18 protein-coding genes are annotated in these 16,084 nt (G+C 71.5%); 4 read left to right on the top strand and 14 right to left on the bottom strand.

Translation table 11 applies throughout. The features are described from left to right. Positions 1–70 precede the first annotated feature (70 nt). Positions 71–1,165, bottom strand: coding sequence for an endonuclease/exonuclease/phosphatase family protein (locus ACIBCM_RS04665; protein ID WP_399240169.1), 1,095 nt, complete (start codon positions 1,163–1,165; stop codon positions 71–73). Positions 1,166–1,745: 580 nt separating this feature from the next. On the opposite strand from ACIBCM_RS04665, the gene ACIBCM_RS04670 reads away from it, so the two are divergent. The 3 genes from ACIBCM_RS04670 to ACIBCM_RS04680 all read left to right on the top strand — a co-directional run bounded on the left by ACIBCM_RS04670 (position 1,746) and on the right by ACIBCM_RS04680 (position 4,327). Continuing rightward, positions 1,746–3,035: an NAD(P)/FAD-dependent oxidoreductase gene (locus ACIBCM_RS04670; protein WP_399240171.1), complete on the top strand. Its 1,290-nt coding sequence runs from the start codon at positions 1,746–1,748 to the stop codon at positions 3,033–3,035. Between the two features lie 124 nt (positions 3,036–3,159). Next, positions 3,160–3,390, top strand: a complete 231-nt coding sequence (locus tag ACIBCM_RS04675) for a hypothetical protein (protein WP_399240173.1) — start codon at positions 3,160–3,162, stop codon at positions 3,388–3,390. Positions 3,391–3,424: 34 nt separating this feature from the next. Then, complete coding sequence (locus ACIBCM_RS04680) at positions 3,425–4,327, top strand: aminoglycoside phosphotransferase family protein (RefSeq protein ID WP_399240175.1); 903 nt, start codon at positions 3,425–3,427, stop codon at positions 4,325–4,327. A 376-nt stretch (positions 4,328–4,703) separates the two neighbouring features. On the opposite strand, the gene ACIBCM_RS04685 is transcribed toward ACIBCM_RS04680, so the two are convergent. After that, positions 4,704–5,534: an SDR family NAD(P)-dependent oxidoreductase gene (locus ACIBCM_RS04685; RefSeq protein WP_399240177.1), complete on the bottom strand. Its 831-nt coding sequence runs from the start codon at positions 5,532–5,534 to the stop codon at positions 4,704–4,706. A 131-nt stretch (positions 5,535–5,665) separates the two neighbouring features. Between ACIBCM_RS04685 and ACIBCM_RS04690 the strand changes: the two genes are divergently transcribed. Then, positions 5,666–6,091 (top strand): winged helix-turn-helix transcriptional regulator, encoded by a 426-nt coding sequence (locus ACIBCM_RS04690; protein ID WP_399240179.1) that lies wholly within the window; start codon positions 5,666–5,668, stop codon positions 6,089–6,091. A gap of 265 nt (positions 6,092–6,356) precedes the next feature. Here the strand turns inward: ACIBCM_RS04690 and ACIBCM_RS04695 are convergent, their stop codons facing one another. The 12 genes from ACIBCM_RS04695 to ACIBCM_RS04750 form a co-directional block, all read right to left on the bottom strand. Then, positions 6,357–7,202, bottom strand: coding sequence for an ABC transporter permease (locus ACIBCM_RS04695; protein WP_399240181.1), 846 nt, complete (start codon positions 7,200–7,202; stop codon positions 6,357–6,359). Beyond that, the gene (locus ACIBCM_RS04700) at positions 7,162–7,989 is read right to left on the bottom strand and encodes an ABC transporter ATP-binding protein (protein ID WP_399240183.1); all 828 of its coding nucleotides are present in this window, start codon (positions 7,987–7,989) and stop codon (positions 7,162–7,164) included. The genes ACIBCM_RS04695 and ACIBCM_RS04700 overlap by 41 nt, the downstream gene beginning before the upstream one ends. 7 nt (positions 7,990–7,996) lie before the next feature. Continuing rightward, complete coding sequence (locus ACIBCM_RS04705) at positions 7,997–8,497, bottom strand: MarR family winged helix-turn-helix transcriptional regulator (protein WP_399240185.1); 501 nt, start codon at positions 8,495–8,497, stop codon at positions 7,997–7,999. Positions 8,498–8,909: 412 nt separating this feature from the next. Continuing rightward, positions 8,910–9,041, bottom strand: a complete 132-nt coding sequence (locus ACIBCM_RS04710) for a DUF6893 family small protein (protein ID WP_399240187.1) — start codon at positions 9,039–9,041, stop codon at positions 8,910–8,912. Positions 9,042–9,045: 4 nt separating this feature from the next. After that, complete coding sequence (locus ACIBCM_RS04715; protein WP_399240189.1) at positions 9,046–9,867, bottom strand: hydrogenase maturation protease; 822 nt, start codon at positions 9,865–9,867, stop codon at positions 9,046–9,048. Next, the gene (locus tag ACIBCM_RS04720; protein WP_399240191.1) at positions 9,864–10,931 is read right to left on the bottom strand and encodes a hypothetical protein; all 1,068 of its coding nucleotides are present in this window, start codon (positions 10,929–10,931) and stop codon (positions 9,864–9,866) included. Before ACIBCM_RS04720 ends, ACIBCM_RS04715 begins: the two co-directional genes overlap by 4 nt. Then, entirely contained in the window at positions 10,928–11,608 is a 681-nt protein-coding gene (locus tag ACIBCM_RS04725) for a DUF6084 family protein (protein WP_399240193.1), read from the bottom strand. Before ACIBCM_RS04725 ends, ACIBCM_RS04720 begins: the two co-directional genes overlap by 4 nt. Continuing rightward, a complete protein-coding gene (locus ACIBCM_RS04730; protein ID WP_399240195.1) occupies positions 11,605–11,811 on the bottom strand; it encodes a hypothetical protein in 207 nt (68 codons plus the stop codon). The genes ACIBCM_RS04725 and ACIBCM_RS04730 overlap by 4 nt, the downstream gene beginning before the upstream one ends. Beyond that, complete coding sequence (locus ACIBCM_RS04735) at positions 11,796–12,566, bottom strand: DUF5947 family protein (protein ID WP_399240197.1); 771 nt, start codon at positions 12,564–12,566, stop codon at positions 11,796–11,798. Before ACIBCM_RS04735 ends, ACIBCM_RS04730 begins: the two co-directional genes overlap by 16 nt. Then, positions 12,563–13,123 (bottom strand): NifU family protein, encoded by a 561-nt coding sequence (locus ACIBCM_RS04740; protein ID WP_399240200.1) that lies wholly within the window; start codon positions 13,121–13,123, stop codon positions 12,563–12,565. Before ACIBCM_RS04740 ends, ACIBCM_RS04735 begins: the two co-directional genes overlap by 4 nt. Positions 13,124–13,133: 10 nt before the next feature. Then, positions 13,134–14,918: a nickel-dependent hydrogenase large subunit gene (locus ACIBCM_RS04745; protein WP_399240202.1), complete on the bottom strand. Its 1,785-nt coding sequence runs from the start codon at positions 14,916–14,918 to the stop codon at positions 13,134–13,136. A gap of 35 nt (positions 14,919–14,953) precedes the next feature. Continuing rightward, positions 14,954–16,006, bottom strand: a complete 1,053-nt coding sequence (locus tag ACIBCM_RS04750; RefSeq protein WP_399240204.1) for a hydrogenase expression protein HypE — start codon at positions 16,004–16,006, stop codon at positions 14,954–14,956. Between the last annotated feature and the right edge of the window lie 78 nt (positions 16,007–16,084).

A 16,084-nucleotide genomic window follows, 5' to 3' on the forward strand; every position in this document is an offset into this window, starting at 1 on the left:
ACCGGACCGGCGTGGCGAGGCCGGTGCGGTCGCGACCGGGGCGGTGGCCGCCCGGGGGAGTGGAGCCCGCTCAGCGCACGGTCAGCCGGAAGGTGCTGAGTACGGCCTTGTGGTCGGTCGGCCAGGTCCAGGTGGGCCTCCAGAACTCGTCCCTGCCCGACTCCTCCACCCGCTTGTTGCGCACGATGGTGCTGGACGGCCCGACGATCACGCTGTCGAGCAGGTGGATGCGCCGGTCGGGGTGGTAGAAGACGAAGTCGATCCGGTCCCGCTCGTCGGCCTTCGGCGCCCAGGTGAGCTTGCCGACGTCGGCTCCCGGGTTGTCGCTCGGCCAGGTGAAGCCCGGCGTGCGGACGGGGTCCGGGTGGACCACGCGGTAGCTGTCGCGGAAACCGGCGTCCTCGATCGCCGTCGTCGTCGACCATGCGACGACAGTGCCGTTGTGGTCGAACAGATTCCGGGTCCGGTGGTTCCAGTCCCGGTGAGAGGGTTCGTTGAAGTCACCGCCCAGCAGCGTCAGCCGGCCCTTGGCCCGCTCCTTCGCGGCGTCCGCGAGCACCGTCCCCGTCACCTTGGTGCGTCCCGAGGCCGCGTTGAGCCGCGTGATCAGGTCGACATCGGTGATCGGACCGGTCGGGATCTCGCCCCAGCCGTACTGGGAGGTCTCCAGGGGCGACGGCGTCCCGCCGCCGTAGCCGCGCGGCAGGTAGTTGACGTAGTAGCGGTACTCCAGGTGGCCGGAGTAGGCCGCGACCTCGGTGCCGTCGACCGAGACGACCGCCTTCGACCAGTACGGGAACGACGCGTGCTCGATGATCGGGTAGCGCGAGATCACCGCCGGATCGACCGGGTTCCTGTTGTCGAAGTAGGTCAGCCCGCGCTTGGCGAGATCGGCCAGGAGATTGGCCACCCGCTCGGGGTTGGACTCGCTGAGCATCACCACGTCCGGTTCGACCGCGGCGATGGTGTCGGCGATACCGGCCCGGCCGCCCGGCACCTGGCTGCCGCCGTGCCAGATGTTGAACTGCATGACCTTGAGCTCTCGGTGCGAGGGTCCGCCTTGCTTCCGCCCGTCCTGCGGGGCGGCCTCGGCCGTGCCCATCGCCAGCACTCCCGCTCCGAGGGTCGCGCCGACCATTCCGAGCACCTCACGACGCCTGACCATCCATGCCTCCAGTAATCGCCATGCATCCATGGCCCGGCCACGAATCGACCCGGGCTGGGAGAAAGCGTCGAGGTCTCTCGTGTATGGCGCATGAACCCAGGCGTAAGGTCAGATATTGAATGATCAACGGCCGTGGGCGACGCCATCGCCGCAGGTGGACAGCGCGCGGGCGGTCCGGGCCCCGGGGCTTCGAAGACATCGGCGGGGATCTCCCGGCACACCCCGCCTGCCGATGTGACGCGCTGCGGGACTTCCACCGGTCCGCGGCCCGCCGGCGCGGCCGGATCATGGTCGCGGGTGTCGGGCAGCGGTCCGGACGCCGTACGGGCAGGAGTCTCCGGGGCCGACCGGCCGCGCGAGAAAGGCCGCACGGGTGCCCGGGAAGGCCGGCCCCGATGCGCTGCCGGCCGGAGGACTCCACCGCCCGGCCCCGGCGGGTGTGGCACGAGGGCGGCGGTTGCGGTTTCGGGTCCCGGCCCCGGGGCACCCGGAGCATCGCCGGGGCAGGGGTCCCGTGAGGAGGCCGGGCAGGGGCAGGGCATCCGCCCGTTCATCCGACCTGAGCCGGAGGTGTGTGCGCATGAGTCTGCCGCGTGTCGTCGTGGTCGGAGGCGGGTTCGCCGGATTCCAGGCCGCCAGAGCGCTGAGCCGCGCGCTGGGACGCCGGGCCGAGGTGGTGGTGCTGAACCCGACCGACCACATGCTCTATCTGCCGCTGCTGCCCCAGGTCGCCACCGGCGTACTGGAGCCCCGCCGGGTGGCCGTCTCCCTTCCGGCCGCCCTGCCGGGGGTACGGCTCGTCCTCGGGGAGGCCGATCATGTCGATCTCCCCGGTCGTACGGTGTCCTACCGGGACCCGGAGGGCGGCACCGGGCGGCTGGCGTACGACCGGCTCGTCCTCGCGGTCGGGAGTGTCAGCAAGCTCCTGCCGGTGCCCGGGGTGGCCGAGCACGCCCGAGGCTTCCGGGGGCTGCCGGAAGCGCTGTACCTGCGCGATCACCTCACCCGCCAGATCGAACTCTCCGCGTACGAGGAACCCGTCGCCGCCCGGCGTACCTTCGTCGTGGTGGGGGCCGGGTACACGGGCACCGAGGTCGCCGCCCAGGGTGCGCTGTTCACCGCGGCGCTGGCCAGGCGCCAGCGTGCCTGGGGCGACCGCCCCCGGCCGCGCTGGCTGCTGGTGGACATCGCCGACCGGATCCTGCCGGAGCTCGACCGGCGGCTCTCGGCGACCGCGACACGGGTCCTGCGCGAGCGCGGCGTGGAGATCCGCACCCGTACCTCGGTCAGGGAGGCCACCCACGACGGGGTTCTCCTCGACGACGGCGAGTTCATCGCCGGCCGGACCCTGGTGTGGTGCGTCGGCGTCCGGCCCGACCCTCTGGTCGCCGGCCTCGGGCTGCCGGTCGAGCGCGGCAGACTGTGCGTGGCGCCGACACTGGACGTACCCGGGCATCCGGAGGTCTTCGCCTGCGGTGACGCGGCGGCGGTACCGGATCCCACCCGGCCCCGCGAGTACACGCCCATGACGGCCCAGCACGCCACCCGCCAGGGAAAACGGGCGGGACTCAATGTGGCCGCCTCGCTGGGCCACGGGACGACCCGGCCCTACACCCACCACGACCTGGGGTTCGCCGTGGACCTGGGCGGCGTCCAGGGGGCGGCCAACCCCTTCGGCATGGCACTCGGCGGACCGCTCGCCGGGGCGGTCACCCGCGGCTACCACCTGGCCGCGATGCCGGGCAACCGCGTACGGGTCGCCGCCGACTGGCTGCTGGAGGCGGCACTGCCCCGCCAGACGGTCCAACTGGGCATGATCCGCTCCGACGCGGTACCACTGGACACCTCCTCACCGGAGACGGTCCGGTGACCTCCGCCCCTTCGCGGCCCACGCGCACCGGGACCCCCGGCCCGACTGCCACGCCACCACCAGCCATACGTTCGACTGGACCTTCTGGACTTTCTGGATCCTCTGGCCCCTCAACGGGCACTCTGTGCCGACGACGTTGTGGCGCAGGCCGTTGCACGCGATGACCGGTGCCTTCACCGGCGCCGGCTTCCGTCTCCGCGCCATCGGCGCGCCGGGGCCCGAACGGGCCGCCCGCGAACTGTTCCCGGACGGCTTCCAGGACCTGTCGGCCAACCCCGACTCCCTGTTCTTGGTCGTCGAGCCACCGCTCTCGGTCGTGGGCTCAGGCGGCCGACCGGTCGCGGATCACCCGTGAAGCCGGAATCCCGCCTTCGGTAGTGTGACTTCGCATGACCGGCTCCGAGATCGAGATCACCGCAGACCTGGTCCGTGACCTGCTGCGGGAGCAGCATCCGGACCTCGCAGTACTGGCCGTCCGCGAAGTAGCGGGCGGGTGGGGGAACCAGATGTGGCGCCTCGGGGACGACCTGGCTGTGCGCATGCCGCGTACGGAAGGTGCCCCGGACCTCCTGCGCAAGGAGCGCCGGTGGCTGCCCGTCCTGGCCCCGCGCCTGCCGCTTCCGGTCCCCGGTCCCGTACGGATCGGTGAACCGTCCCCGCGCTTCCCGAAGCCGTGGACCATCATGACGTGGGTCCCCGGCGAGCCGCTGGACCGTACCTCCATCAGCCGCGGCGATCACGCCGCCGAAACGCTGGCGGGCTTCCTCAAGGCACTCCACGTGGAGGCGCCCGAGGACGCGCCGATCAGCGAGGACCGCGGAGACCACCCCAAGAAGTGCACGGACGGCTTCGACCACTTCTTCCGCGCCGTCGTCCCCGACGGCCTCGCCGATGACGTCCGGGCCGTCTGGGACGACGCCGTCGCGGCACCCGAGTGGGAGGGACCGCCGCTCTGGGTGCACGGCGATCTGCATCCCGCGAACGTCGTCGTCACGGACGGGACGCTCTCGGGCGTGATCGACTTCGGTGATCTGTTCGCCGGCGATCCGGCCTGGGACCTCGCGGCCGCCTGGGTCATCCTTCCCGCCGGCGCCGCCTCACCCTTCTTCGCCGCGTACGCGCGGGCGGACGAGGGGACGATCCGGCGCGCCCGCGGTCTGGCCGCCCTGAAGAGCCTGTTCCTCATGCTCATGGGCCAGAACGGCGACCGGGGCCTTCCCGGCGGCAAACCGGCATGGGGCCCCGCGGGCCGGGCCGCACTCGATCGCGTCCTGAGCGGCGGTTCGGTGTAGGCGCGGAGCGACGGAGCCTCATCCGCCCCCCCCGCTGCCGGAGTTGCCGGGGGCCCTGCGCCCCGCTCCCGCCGGTCGGCGGCCGGCTTCCCGGGTACGGCTGTCCGTCCGGTCCCGATGATCCGGGTGCATGCCTCCGGCACGAGCAGGACGACGACCGAGGCGTTCAGGTCCCGCACACGGGTTCAGCCACCGCCCGGGCGCACAGAGCGTTCAGGTGCACGAAGGCGTCCAGGAACCCGGTCCAGGTGTGAACCTGATGGGCGTTACCGGCTGTCCCGCCGGTCCCCAAGGCCGCTGTCCCGGGCGGGGCCCGGGTGTGACATCGCGCCAGGCGCCCGGCCCCCGGGTGCGGGGCACCCCCGGTCCCGGGTGCTCAGCCGTGCCCAGCCGTGTGGAGAAGTGTGCCGGTCGCCTCGGCGAGTCGTTCAGCGTCGCCGGGATCGAGGGTCTTGAGGGTGAGCCGGACGGGCTTGTCGCGGTCGATCGCGGTGAGAGGCGCTTCGGGCGGGTGGTCGATGAAGTCGTGGACGGGCGCGATGGATTGCTCGACGGGGCGGGCGGCGAGACGCGCTGCCACGCGGAGCAGCGCGCGGACCGGTGCGGGAAGCGGGCCGAGGTCACCGCTCCTGGTGAAGCCGGGGTGGTAGAGCACATACCGGATCGGGCCGTTGTCGGGCCGGGCGGCGAAGGCGACGCCGAGCAGGTCGTTGGCGCGACCGGCCTGGAGCTGGGCGGTGATCGTGCTGTAGCGGCGCTCCAGTTGCAGATCGTCCCAGTGGATCCGGCCCTTCACGACGCCGGTGCCGGCGACGTTGACGATCACGGGGGTGGCGCTGCGGCGCAGCAGGGGAGTGAGGCCGTGGCCGAGCAGATAGCGGCTGAGGTAGTACAGCGCGAAGGTCTTCTCCAGCCCCTCGGGGGTGACGACGCGCTGGGTCGCCTGCCGATTCGCGAAGAGGCCGAGCGCGTCGACGACCTGATGGCGCTCGGCGATCCGGTCGATCGCGGACCGCGTCCCGGTGATGCTGGACAGATCGGCCTGGAGGAAGTCGATCCGGCCCGGCATGCCGAGCCGCTCGGCGTCGGCGAGGAGCCGGCGCCCTTTGCCGTGGTTGCTGCCGAGGACGACGACGCGGTCGCCGCGCTCCGCGCGAGCGAGGGCCAGGGCACGGCCCATGCCGTCGGTACCGCCGCTGACGACCACAACGCGTCGCCGTCCTGGACGGGGGTGGCCGGGATCAGTGGGAACGGGGGACATCGTGCTCCTCGGTGGTAACCGTCAGTGCGCCTTAAAATCATCGACAACCACCCCGCTCCGCGGAAGGACGCACTTTGATGTCCGGTGCGCACACGGATGTGCCCTCCCTGCTCGGCGCGCCACTGCCGAGTCCGGTTCCCGCGGACGAGTACGAGCAGTGCCCGGTCACCGATGTCCTTCGACGCGTCGGCGACAAATGGTCGATCCTTGTGATCGTGCTGCTCGGCAGACGCCCGTACCGGTTCAATGAACTCCACCGGGGGATCGAGACCATCAGCCAGCGCATGCTGACCCGTACGCTGCGCGGCCTGGAGAACGATGGACTGGTCCACCGGGAGGTCTTTCCCACCGTGCCGCCGGGCGTCGAGTACAGCCTCACCCCGCTCGGACGCTCGCTGCTGGAGCCGCTCTCCGCGCTCGCCGACTGGGTCATGGAGCATCGCGGGGCGGTCGCCGCGGCACGACGGGAATCCGCCGAGGGCCCGCCGGGGAATCACCGGTGAGGGCGCCGACACCTGCCCCGGGACGGTGGAACCACGGAGACGGCGGCGAAGGACGGCCTACGGCGGCGGATGACGGCGTATGGAGGCGGCCCGGCGTGTACGGCACAAGTGATGTGTCGACGGCCGTCCTTCACCGGGGGCGGGGCCTGGTGCCCGGACGCCCACCGGCTTCCTCGTTCCGCCGTCGCGTCCTCGCCCGACGGGGGAGCAGAGCGCAGCCCCGGGGCACAGAGCCGGAGTCCGGTTCTCGGCCGGCTCCGCCGGCTCAGCGGGCGAGGCGCCCCATCAGTGCCGAGGCCGAGCAGATGCCCACCAGTGCCGCGAAGGCCAGCACGCCGAAGTCCAGCGGCAGATGCGCCGGGGTGCCGATGAGCAGGCCCCGCAGTGCGTCGACCTCGTAGCTCAGCGGGTTGCCCAGGCTGACGGCCTGGAGCCAGCCCGGCATCAGCGCGACCGGGTAGAGCGCGTTGGAGGCGAAGAACAGCGGCATGGTGATCGCCTGGCCGATGCCCATCAGCCGGTCCCGGGTGAGCACCACACCCGCGATGCTCATCGACAGACAGGCGAAGAACGCCGAGCCGAGCACCACCACCAGCGCCACTCCCGCCAGGCGCAGTGGATTCCAGGTGAGTGCCACACCGAGCGCGGCGGCGATGAGAATCACCACCAAGGCCTGGATCAGCGCCTTCACTCCGGCGGCGAACGCCTTCCCGGTGACGAGCGCGGCTCGTGGAGTGGGGGTGACGAGAAGTTTGTTGAGCACCCCCGCGTCACGTTCCCAGATGATCTGGATGCCGTAGAAGATGGCGATGAACATGGCGGACTGGGCGATGATCCCCGGAGCGAGGAAGTCCAGGTAGGGGACGTTCCCGGTCGGGATCGCGCCGATCCGGGTGAAGGTCTCGCCGAAGATCAGCAGCCAGAGCGCGGGCTGTATCGCCCGGGTGTACAGCTCGGTTCGGTCATGGCGGAGCTTTTGGAGTTCCACCGCACACATCGCCGCCACCCGTGCGGGCAGGACCGCCCAGCCGGTGCGTACCCGGGAAGGTGCGACGGGCAGAACGTCCGGTTCAGCCGAGGCGGGACGCCGTGCGACGCGTAGCGCGCACATCGCGGAATTCGCCTCCCGTGTGGTCGTCGTCGAGGTCGCTGCCCGCGTAGTGGCGGAAGACGTCCTCCAGAGTGGACGGCTCGGCCGCCGGGTCCGCGCGGTCCAGCCGGGACTTGAGGCGCTCCGGGGTGCCGAGCGCGCGGATCCTCCCCCGGTGCATCAGGGCGACGCGGTCGCAGTACTGGTCGGCCTCGTCCATGTAGTGGGTGGTGACCATCACGGTCATTCCGGTGGCCGTCCGCACCTCGTTGAGACGCTCCCAGACACCGGTCCGGCCGATGGGATCGAGGCCGATGGTCGGTTCGTCCAGGATCAGCAGCCGGGGCGAACTGACCAGGGCCTGCGCGAGTTCCAGACGGCGGACCATTCCGCCGGAGTAGGTGCTCACCATGCGGTCGGCCGCTTCGTCGAGACCGACGGCGCCCAGGGCACGGGCGACCCGAGGGGGGCGTTCCCGGCGCGGTACGTCGTACACCCGGGCGAACAGGGTGACGTTCTCCCGTCCGGTGAGGGCCGCGTCCGCCGAGAGCTGCTGCGGGACATAGCCGAGCAGCCTCCGTACGGCCATCTTCTCCCTGGTCGCGTCGTGCCCGAAGACCCGGACCATCCCGGAGGGGACGGGAAGCAGTGTGGTGATGGCCCTGATCGTGGTGGTCTTGCCCGCGCCGTTGGGTCCGAGCAGTCCGAAGACCTCGCCCGCGGTGACCGTGAACTCCACATCGTCCACGGCGAGGGTGGCGCCGAACCGGTAGACGAGTCCGGTGCACTCGATGGCACTGTTGGTCATGTCCGGGTCACTTCCCCGTATCCGAGAGCGTTTCCCCTCCGAGCTGTGCCGCGAGCCGGTGCAGCGCGGGCAGGGCGGCGGCCAGCGCGGTCCGGTCCCCGGGGGCCAGCCGCTGCCACTGCTCCCGGTAGAGCGCGGCCCGCCGGTCGTCCCAGTCCCGCAGCCGGCGGGCGGCCTCGGGTGTGACGCGCAGCCGCGCCGCGCGGCGGTCCAGCGGATCGGGTTCCCTGGCCAGCAGGCCGAGATCGCCGAGTCGCCGGACCAGGGTCGAGACCGAGTTGCCCGCGAGCCGCAGCTCCCGCGCCGCCGCCGACACACGGATGCCGGGGTACGACTGGACCAGCCGCAGCAGTTCGGCCTGGGCCACCGGGAGGGGCGGGCCGGCCAGACCGCCGCGCAGCTTCCGGCGCGCCAGCCGGTTCACGCCGACCAGCAGCTCTCCCAACTCCTCGGCGAGCCCGATACCGAGCCCGCCAGCGAGCCCATTGTTGGGCCCGTTATTCGGCATATGTTCCATATTATCTCTGTCGGAGAGCTAATCTCCGGCGTGCGGGCCGGACGGTGCGCTGACGGGCCGCGGCGCGGGACGGCTCAGACGGTGATGACCGTGCGCCGACCGGGCGTGCCCGCGTTCCGAGGCGCTCTCGAGCCCCGGGCCCGCCCGATCCGGCCGCGACCCGGCGGAGCGCCGCATCCCTGATGCCACACCGTACGTCCCCTGATGCCACAGCCGTACGTCCCCGGAGGCCGGAGCCACGCGCCCCCTCGGCCCGGGAGTCCGCGCCCCCGGCCGGGGCCCCCTTCCCGTGACGTCGGCGCCCGCGTCGCACTCAGGCGTTCAGGAGCCGACGGCCGCCGGTGCCCCGGTCACCGGACCGGCCGGACCGGCCGGACCGTGGCCGAGGGCACCCGCGGAGTGGTCACATGGTCTCCATCTTGTAGTAGCGCCACGCCTCGGGGAGTTCCGCGACGACCACGGCCGCCACGGCGACCGTGACGATCCCGACGGCGATCCGTACCACCCTGGCGGGAATGAAGATGCCGTGTCTCATAACGTCAGCCTTCCTCGATCGATTCTTCAGGGTCGTTGAGCAGTTCACTCACGAGCGACGTCAGCAGCGGGACCGCGCGGCCGACCGCCTCCCGTACCGGCTCGCTCAGCCCCACCACCACATCGGTCTCGTCCCCGCGCATACGGACCAGCGGCTCGCACCCGATCAGCAGGATCCGGGGAAGCGGCCCCTCAGCGATACCGCGGGCCAGGGCGAGAACCTTCACCGGGTCCATGCCGTGGCCCGCGGGCGCCGTGTCCTCGGCCGGGACCTCGGGTTCGATGACCGTGAGGGTGCCGGGCGCCTCACCGCGCGGCATCGCGTCCACCAGCACACAGGCCGTGTAGCCGTCCAGGAGCCGGTAGGCGAGGTCCATGCCCCGGATGCCGAAGTCCACCACATCGACCCCGGCGGGCGGCCGCCAGCCGCGCAGCGCCTCGATCAGCTCCGGTCCGAACCCGTCGTCGGCCATGAACATATTGCCGATACCCGCGACCAGGACACGGGCGGGCCGGGCGCCCGTGAGCCCGTCCAGGGGCTCCACCTCGTCCGGTGTGAAGAAGAAGCGGTGCCCGATCTTCCCGCTGGCACCCAGATCGCGCCCCGGGTCGTCGCTGACCAGGACCGCCACATGGACCTGGCCCTCGAAGTCCTCCTCGACGGAGTCGATCTGCGCCTCCCGGCCGGTGAGCGCGAGATCGAGGATGTCCGCCGAGCGGGACGGCTTCAGCCGCACCCGGCTGCCCCGGCGCAGCGGCACACCGTCCACCACGACCACGGACGGACGGGCCCCGCCGTCGGTCTCCGTGAAGTCCGGGTGCTTCACCGGCCCTCCCGTGTCCGCCGGACCCCGGCCGCGCCCACCGGGCGGAACTCCCTGATGGCCCCGTGGAGGGCGCCCATGTCAGCCGGGCCGAGCGCGGCACAGCGGTCCAGGGTCTCGCGGACCAGCGGATCGCAGGCACGGGCCTCGGCGAGTTCCTCCTCCGGCATGCTCAGCACCCCGAGGACGAGGAGCTGGTCGATCTCGGTGCCGTCGAACAGATCGCCGGGGCTCTCCGGTGCCACGGCGGGGAAGTCGTAGAGGGTGATGGGGGAGGCCAGCACGGTGGACGACGTACGTCCCCCGCCCTCCTCGCCCGCCAGTACGGGCCAGAGCCCGGAGTGGGCGCAGGCGGCGGACGCCTCGCGCAGCCGCTCCGGCGGGTCGACGGGCGAGAGGAAGCGGCCGTCGTCGCTGTGCAGGATCAGATGGGTCGAGGCGAAGGCGTACGCCGAGGCACGCTCCCGGGAGCGCCGGTCCTCCCGGTCGGGGGCCGGGCAGGAGGTGGTGTTGCGGGCGGTGACCGTCAGCCGGTGTGTGCCGGTGCCGACGGGGGTCACGGCGACGCCGAGGACACCCGTCAGCCCCGACCAGCTCCGCACGACACGGCCGGCCCGGCGGCCGGAGGCGTCCAGGACGTCCTCGCCGGCGCTGCCGGCCGGGATACGCACCGGCACCGAGCCGCCGTCGCCCGGGACGGCCACCCGCAGCAGCACCTCCCGCTCGGTCGCCTCCTGCCAGGCCGTGTGGCGCTCGCCGTCCACGGTGAGGCTGTCGACGGCCTCCGGCCCGCCGGGGCCCTCGCGCTCGACCGTCCGGTCGACCACATGCAGAAACCGCAGCCGTACGGTGACGGCTCCACCGGTGCCGGCATGCTCGTACAGGACCTGTGTGGAGGTCTCGCAGCGCTCGCCCAGCCCGTCCGCGCAAGGGCCCTCGGGGAAGACCCCGCCGAAGGTCCAGCGCTGGGTGTTCTTGAGGGCCGAACGCCGGTAGGGCCACAGCACATAGCCCTCGTAGAGGCAGGTGCGGGCGATGGTGTCCACAGGTGCCGCAATGTTCGTCATGGTGCTCCGGATCGGTCGATCAGATCGGTGACCGCTGCCTCGGGGCCGGGCAGCACATGCCGCACGCGGTGGGCGTCGAGCCGGTCATAGGTCTCCCGGGTCAGCCGCAGCCACGGCGCGTCGCCGTAGTAGCGCCGGACGAGGTCCTGCCACAGGCCCGCGGGCAGGGCGCCGTCGCACTCCGCCGTCCAGGGGACACGTGCCGTGAGCAGCGGGCCCGCGGCGGTTCCCGGGCGGTAGAAGAGGGTTCCGGTGAACAGGAAGACCAGGGGGACCGGCTCGTCCCCCACGGCACGCAGATAGCGGGTGACGGCGAGTTCGGTGTCGGTCGTGCAGCCCACGGTCAGCGGCAGCCGCGCGGTGGCCTCGACCGGCGGGACCTGCACCGTGATCTGCGTCCAGGCCAGCGGGCGCATGGACCTCGCCCACTGGCCGGGGAGCCCGAAGATCTCGGCCAGGGCGCGATGGGTACGCGGCGGATACGCGCGCCGGGTCACATCGATCCGGATGTCCACGGTGAGTGACGCCGCGGCCAGCGCCGGGCCGCCGAGCCGCTCGACGCCGAGGTCGAAGCGGAGGGTGGGGACGGCCGCGAACTCCTCCGGGCGGGGACCGGTGACGGCGAAGCCCAGTTCGGGTACGTCCGCGCGCGTTCTCCCGGCGGCGGGGGCCGTCATGCGGGGGAGAGGTTGGGCATGTCACGCATGACCGGGTTGCGGCAACGGGCGTTGATGCCCGTCGAGCGGCGGGCGGTGGACGTGTCGTCACCCCGGTGGCCCGGGTGCCGTTCGATGGGCCCCCGGTGGTTGCCCCGGCGTACTCCCTTGACGTGCGCGGCCCTGTCGGGGGTCACATCCGGCTTGCCTACGGTGATACCCATGACGCCTCCTCGGGTTGGTGTACGGAGTCGGTGGCGAGCGCGCCGAAGAATCCGTCGACCCGCTGCCAGACCTCGGGACCGCCGTTCAGACCCTTCCAGTGTGCGCGCACCAGGGCGGCGAGGCGGTAGCAGTCGTCCACCGGGACCAGCCAGTAGCGGTGCGGGGAGTGGACACGGTCGACCAGCAGCGCCGACACGTCGGGGCGCAGGGTCACCAGCGCCGGCAGACACCCGGTCACCCTCGCCCAGCTGCCGGGGGCGACTTCGGAGCGCATCAGTCCGAGCGGGCTCGGATAGGCGGCGGTGACCCCGCCGGACGCGCCGCTCACGGTGAAGAAGGCGAGATCGACCGGTACGGAGAGACCCGCCCATACGTGTTCGGGGAGGGCCGGGCCGGTCAGGGGGGTGCGCTCCACGGGAACCAGCCGGAAACGGTGGTGCCCGTCGTCCGTCTGCTCGAAGAGCAGCGAACACGCCCGGCACGCGCACATCAGCGCGGCCGTGTCCGCTGTCACCAGATGCCGGTGGCCCGCCTCCAGCGGCGCCGAGCACAGATCGCAGTGCTCCTGGGCGTGGTCACCCGGGCCCCCGGGCACCTGCCGCCGAGCCGTGGCCATCGGGGCGTTCCGCAGGGTCCCGGCGGCGAGGGAGCGCAGCCGGCGGGCGGCGAAGGGCGTATCGGTGCCCCGACCGTCCCGGGTACCGGTCCCGCGCCCCCGGGAGCCGGTCCCCTGCCCCGGAGGTGCGCCGGTCACCCGCTTCTCCCACAGGAGGGGGAGACCGCCCGGAAGAGCGTGTCCACCGCGATGAGGGCCTGGGGCGTCTCGGTGGGGGCGGTCTCCACCTCGACCCGTTCGATCTCCGGCGCCCGCCCGACAAGGGCGTCGTGCACCAGTGTCTCCGGCGGCTCGGACGAGGAACAGCCGCATCCCGTGCGCCGGGAGAGCCGTACCCGGGCCACACCTTCCTCGACGGCGATCAGCTCCGCGTCCAGGATCCCGGCGCGCTCCAGGCGGGGCCGGGCCGCTTCCAGCGCCGCCGCCGCGCGCTGTGCCACCGGGTCGGGGTGCAGATCGTGCACCAGGAACAGATGGCCGACCAGATCGTCGTCGGCGAGCCGGCGCAGCAGGCCCGTGTCGTGTGCCGCATGGCCGATGACCCTGGCCAGGCACTGCCCGTACAGCTCCACCACGGCGCCCACGGCGCCTTCGGCCAGTGCCGCCGCGGTGCTGTCGGGCAGGTTCTCCAGGCCCGCCAGCATCTCCTCGGACCGCAGCACGGCCTGCCGGGCCTCCTCGTCGTCCCAGGGCATCGCCGCCTCCTCAGGCCAGGGCGCCGAAGGTCGGCGAGTGGGACTGGGTGAGGGTACGGCCCCCGCCGAGATACATATGGACTCCGCAGGGCAGACACGGGTCGAAGCTGCGCACCGTACGCATGATGTCGATGCCCTTGAAGCCGTCCGGCCCGTTCTCCTCGAAGATCGGGCAGCCCTGGACGGCGTCCTCGTAGGGCCCCGGCGTTCCGTACATGTCGCGGGGGCTGGCATTCCAGGGCGTCGGCGGGTACGGGTGGTAGTTGGCGATCTTCTTGTCGCGGATGACGAGATGGTGGGACAGGACCCCGCGTACGGCCTCGTGGAAACCGGCGCCGATGCCCTCGTCGGGAACCGTGAAGTCCTGGAACACCTTGGTGCGGCCCGCGCGGACCTCGGCGAGCGCCTTGTCGACGAAGTGCAGGGCCATGCCCGCCGCGTAGGCGACGAAGTACATACGGGCACGGTTGCGCTCGATGGTGTTGGGGAAGGGCGGCGGCTTCCACTCCAGCCGGACCTCGGGGCTGGAGGGGGTCGCCGGAAGGTCGATCTCGACGCTGTGGCCCGTGGAACGGACGTACGGGGTACGGACCTTGTCCGCCAGCGCGGTGGCCCACAGCCGGGCGATGGGGCCGCCGCCGGTGTCGAGCGCCAGATGGTCGCCGGAGCGCCGGTCGAGCCAGCGCGGGCTCATCACCCAGCTGTAGTTGCCGCCGTCGAGGTCCCGCTTCTGCGGTGCGGGCAGGGTGGTCTGGTTCCAGGGGTGGCGCTTGTCGACGGGGTTGCCGAGGGGGTCCTTGTCGACGAAGGTCTCCTCGTTCGTCCAGTCCTCGTAGTACGAGCTGCCGAGCAGGATGCGCATCCCGAGGTTGATGTCGACGAGATCGGTGGTGACCAGCTCGTTGTCCACAACGATGCCGGGGGTGACGAACATGGCGTTGCCCCAGGTGTTCATCGTCCGGTAGTCGTAGTCGACGACCTCGGGGTCCTGGAAGGCTCCCCAGCAGCCCAGCAGGGTGCGGCGCCGGCCGACCTCCTCGTACCCGGGCAGGGCCTCGTAGAAGAAGTCGAAGACGTCGTCGTTCATGGCGACGGCCCGCTTGACGAAGTCCAGACAGCGGGTGAGGCGCACCAGATAGTCGGTGAAGACCTGGGGTGTGGCGACGGTGCCGACACCGCCCGGGTAGAGCGTGGAGGGGTGGACGTGCCGGCCCTCCATCAGACAGATCATCTCCCGGGTGAGCCGGCTCATCACCAGCGCTTCCTTGTACGTGGCCCCCTCGAAGGGGTTGTACGAGCGCATGATGTCGCCGATGGTGCGCAGGCCGTGCCGGTCGCCGCGGGGGGCGGGGGTGCGTTCGGCGCGTTCCCACACACCGGGGTTGGTCTCCTTGACCATGCGTTCGCAGTAGTCGACGAAGACCATGTTGTCCTGGAAGATGGTGTGGTCGAACATGTACTCGGCGGCCTCGCCGAGATTGATGATCCAGTCGGCGAGCGGCGGGGGCTTCACCCCGTAGGCCATGTTCTGGGCGTAGACCGAGCAGGTGGCGTGGTTGTCCCCGCAGATACCGCAGATACGGCTGGTGATGAAGTGGGCGTCCCGGGGGTCCTTGCCCTTCATGAAGACGCTGTAGCCGCGGAAGATGGACGAGGTGCTGCGGCACTCCACGACCTCCCGGCGCTGGAAGTCGATCTTCGTGTAGATGCCGAGGTTGCCGACGATACGGGTGATGGGATCGAAGGCGACCTCGGTCAGATCGCGCTGCTCGGGTGGAACGGTCTCGCTCGACAAGGGAGGCTTCCTTTCGCCGGATCTGCGCCGGTGGTTCAGGTGCGGGGCCAGCGCGGGGCGTAACCCGAGGTCAGCTCCGGCCGCCGGTGGCGCCACTTGGGTTCGCGGTTCGCCGCGCGGTTGGTGATCGACCTCAGGGACCTGATGAGGGGTCCGTACGTCGATCCGAGGATCGAGGAGGAGATGCTCCCGCCCGGCGGCTCGTCCATGAAGGGCATGAACTTGTCGGGGAAGCCCGGCATGGTGCAGCCGATGCAGATACCGCCGACGTTGGGGCAGCCGCCCACCCCGTCCATCCAGCCGCGCTTGGTGACATTGCAGTTGACGACGGGTCCCCAGCAGCCGATCTTCACCTGGCACTTGGGGGAGTTGTAGTCCTTGGCGAAGTCGCCCTGCTCGTAGTACGCGGCCCGGTCGCAGCCCTCGTGGACGGTCTTGCCGAACAGCCAGGTCGGGCGCAGCTGTTCGTCCAGCGGCAGCGGCGGCGCCATTCCGGCGGCCTGGTAGAGCAGCCAGGTGACCGTCTCCATGAAGTTGTCCGGCTGGACCGGGCAGCCCGGCACATTGACGATCGGCATCCCTCCGGCGGACCGGAAGTCCCAGCCGAGGTAGTCCGCGAGGCCCATCGAGCCCGTCGGGTTGCCCGCCATCGCGTGGATACCGCCGTACGCGGCACAGGTGCCGATGGCGACGACCGCGAACGCCTTGGGCGCCAGCCGGTCGATCCACTCGTTGAAGGTGATGGGTTCCCCGGTGTCCGGGTCGTTGCCCATGGCGGCCCAGTAGCCGTCGCCGTTGATCCGCTCGTTGGGGATCGAGCCCTCGACGACGAGGACGTAGGTGCCGAGTTCGTCACGGGCCGCCTGGTGGAAGGCGCGCATGAAGTCGTCGCCCGTCTCGTAGGCGAGGACCTTGTTGTGCAGGACGACCCTGGGCAGCCCGGGGATGGCGCCGAGGACGACGTCCTCGATGCTGGGCAGGGAGGCGGCGGTGACCGAGACCGTGTCTCCGTCACAGCTCATGCCCTCGGAGGTCCACAGGATGTGCACCTCTTCGACGGCGGCGGGTGCCTCGGCTTCGGTGCTCATGGCGCGTTCCTTCCTGGCGGAGGCGGTGTCAGCAGGTTTGCACGTGGAAACGATCCGCACCATTCGGACACGCGCCCG

Source organism: Streptomyces sp. NPDC051018 (genome assembly GCF_044456085.1).
Taxonomy (GTDB): domain Bacteria; phylum Actinomycetota; class Actinomycetes; order Streptomycetales; family Streptomycetaceae; genus Streptomyces.

Bases quoted from the DNA above. Each gene is read 5' to 3' on its own strand.
- ACIBCM_RS04665 (WP_399240169.1), bottom strand. From the start codon at position 1,165: ATGGTCAGGCGTCGTGAGGTGCTCGGAATGGTCGGCGCGACCCTCGGA.
- ACIBCM_RS04670 (WP_399240171.1), top strand. From the start codon at position 1,746: ATGAGTCTGCCGCGTGTCGTCGTGGTCGGAGGCGGGTTCGCCGGATTC.
- ACIBCM_RS04680 (WP_399240175.1), top strand. From the start codon at position 3,425: ATGACCGGCTCCGAGATCGAGATCACCGCAGACCTGGTCCGTGACCTG.
- ACIBCM_RS04690 (WP_399240179.1), top strand. From the start codon at position 5,666: ATGTCCGGTGCGCACACGGATGTGCCCTCCCTGCTCGGCGCGCCACTG.
- ACIBCM_RS04695 (WP_399240181.1), bottom strand. From the start codon at position 7,202: ATGTGCGCGCTACGCGTCGCACGGCGTCCCGCCTCGGCTGAACCGGAC.
- ACIBCM_RS04700 (WP_399240183.1), bottom strand. From the start codon at position 7,989: ATGACCAACAGTGCCATCGAGTGCACCGGACTCGTCTACCGGTTCGGC.
- ACIBCM_RS04705 (WP_399240185.1), bottom strand. From the start codon at position 8,497: ATGCCGAATAACGGGCCCAACAATGGGCTCGCTGGCGGGCTCGGTATC.
- ACIBCM_RS04710 (WP_399240187.1), bottom strand. From the start codon at position 9,041: ATGAGACACGGCATCTTCATTCCCGCCAGGGTGGTACGGATCGCCGTC.
- ACIBCM_RS04720 (WP_399240191.1), bottom strand. From the start codon at position 10,931: ATGACGAACATTGCGGCACCTGTGGACACCATCGCCCGCACCTGCCTC.
- ACIBCM_RS04725 (WP_399240193.1), bottom strand. From the start codon at position 11,608: ATGACGGCCCCCGCCGCCGGGAGAACGCGCGCGGACGTACCCGAACTG.
- ACIBCM_RS04730 (WP_399240195.1), bottom strand. From the start codon at position 11,811: ATGGGTATCACCGTAGGCAAGCCGGATGTGACCCCCGACAGGGCCGCG.
- ACIBCM_RS04740 (WP_399240200.1), bottom strand. From the start codon at position 13,123: ATGCCCTGGGACGACGAGGAGGCCCGGCAGGCCGTGCTGCGGTCCGAG.
- ACIBCM_RS04750 (WP_399240204.1), bottom strand. From the start codon at position 16,006: ATGAGCACCGAAGCCGAGGCACCCGCCGCCGTCGAAGAGGTGCACATC.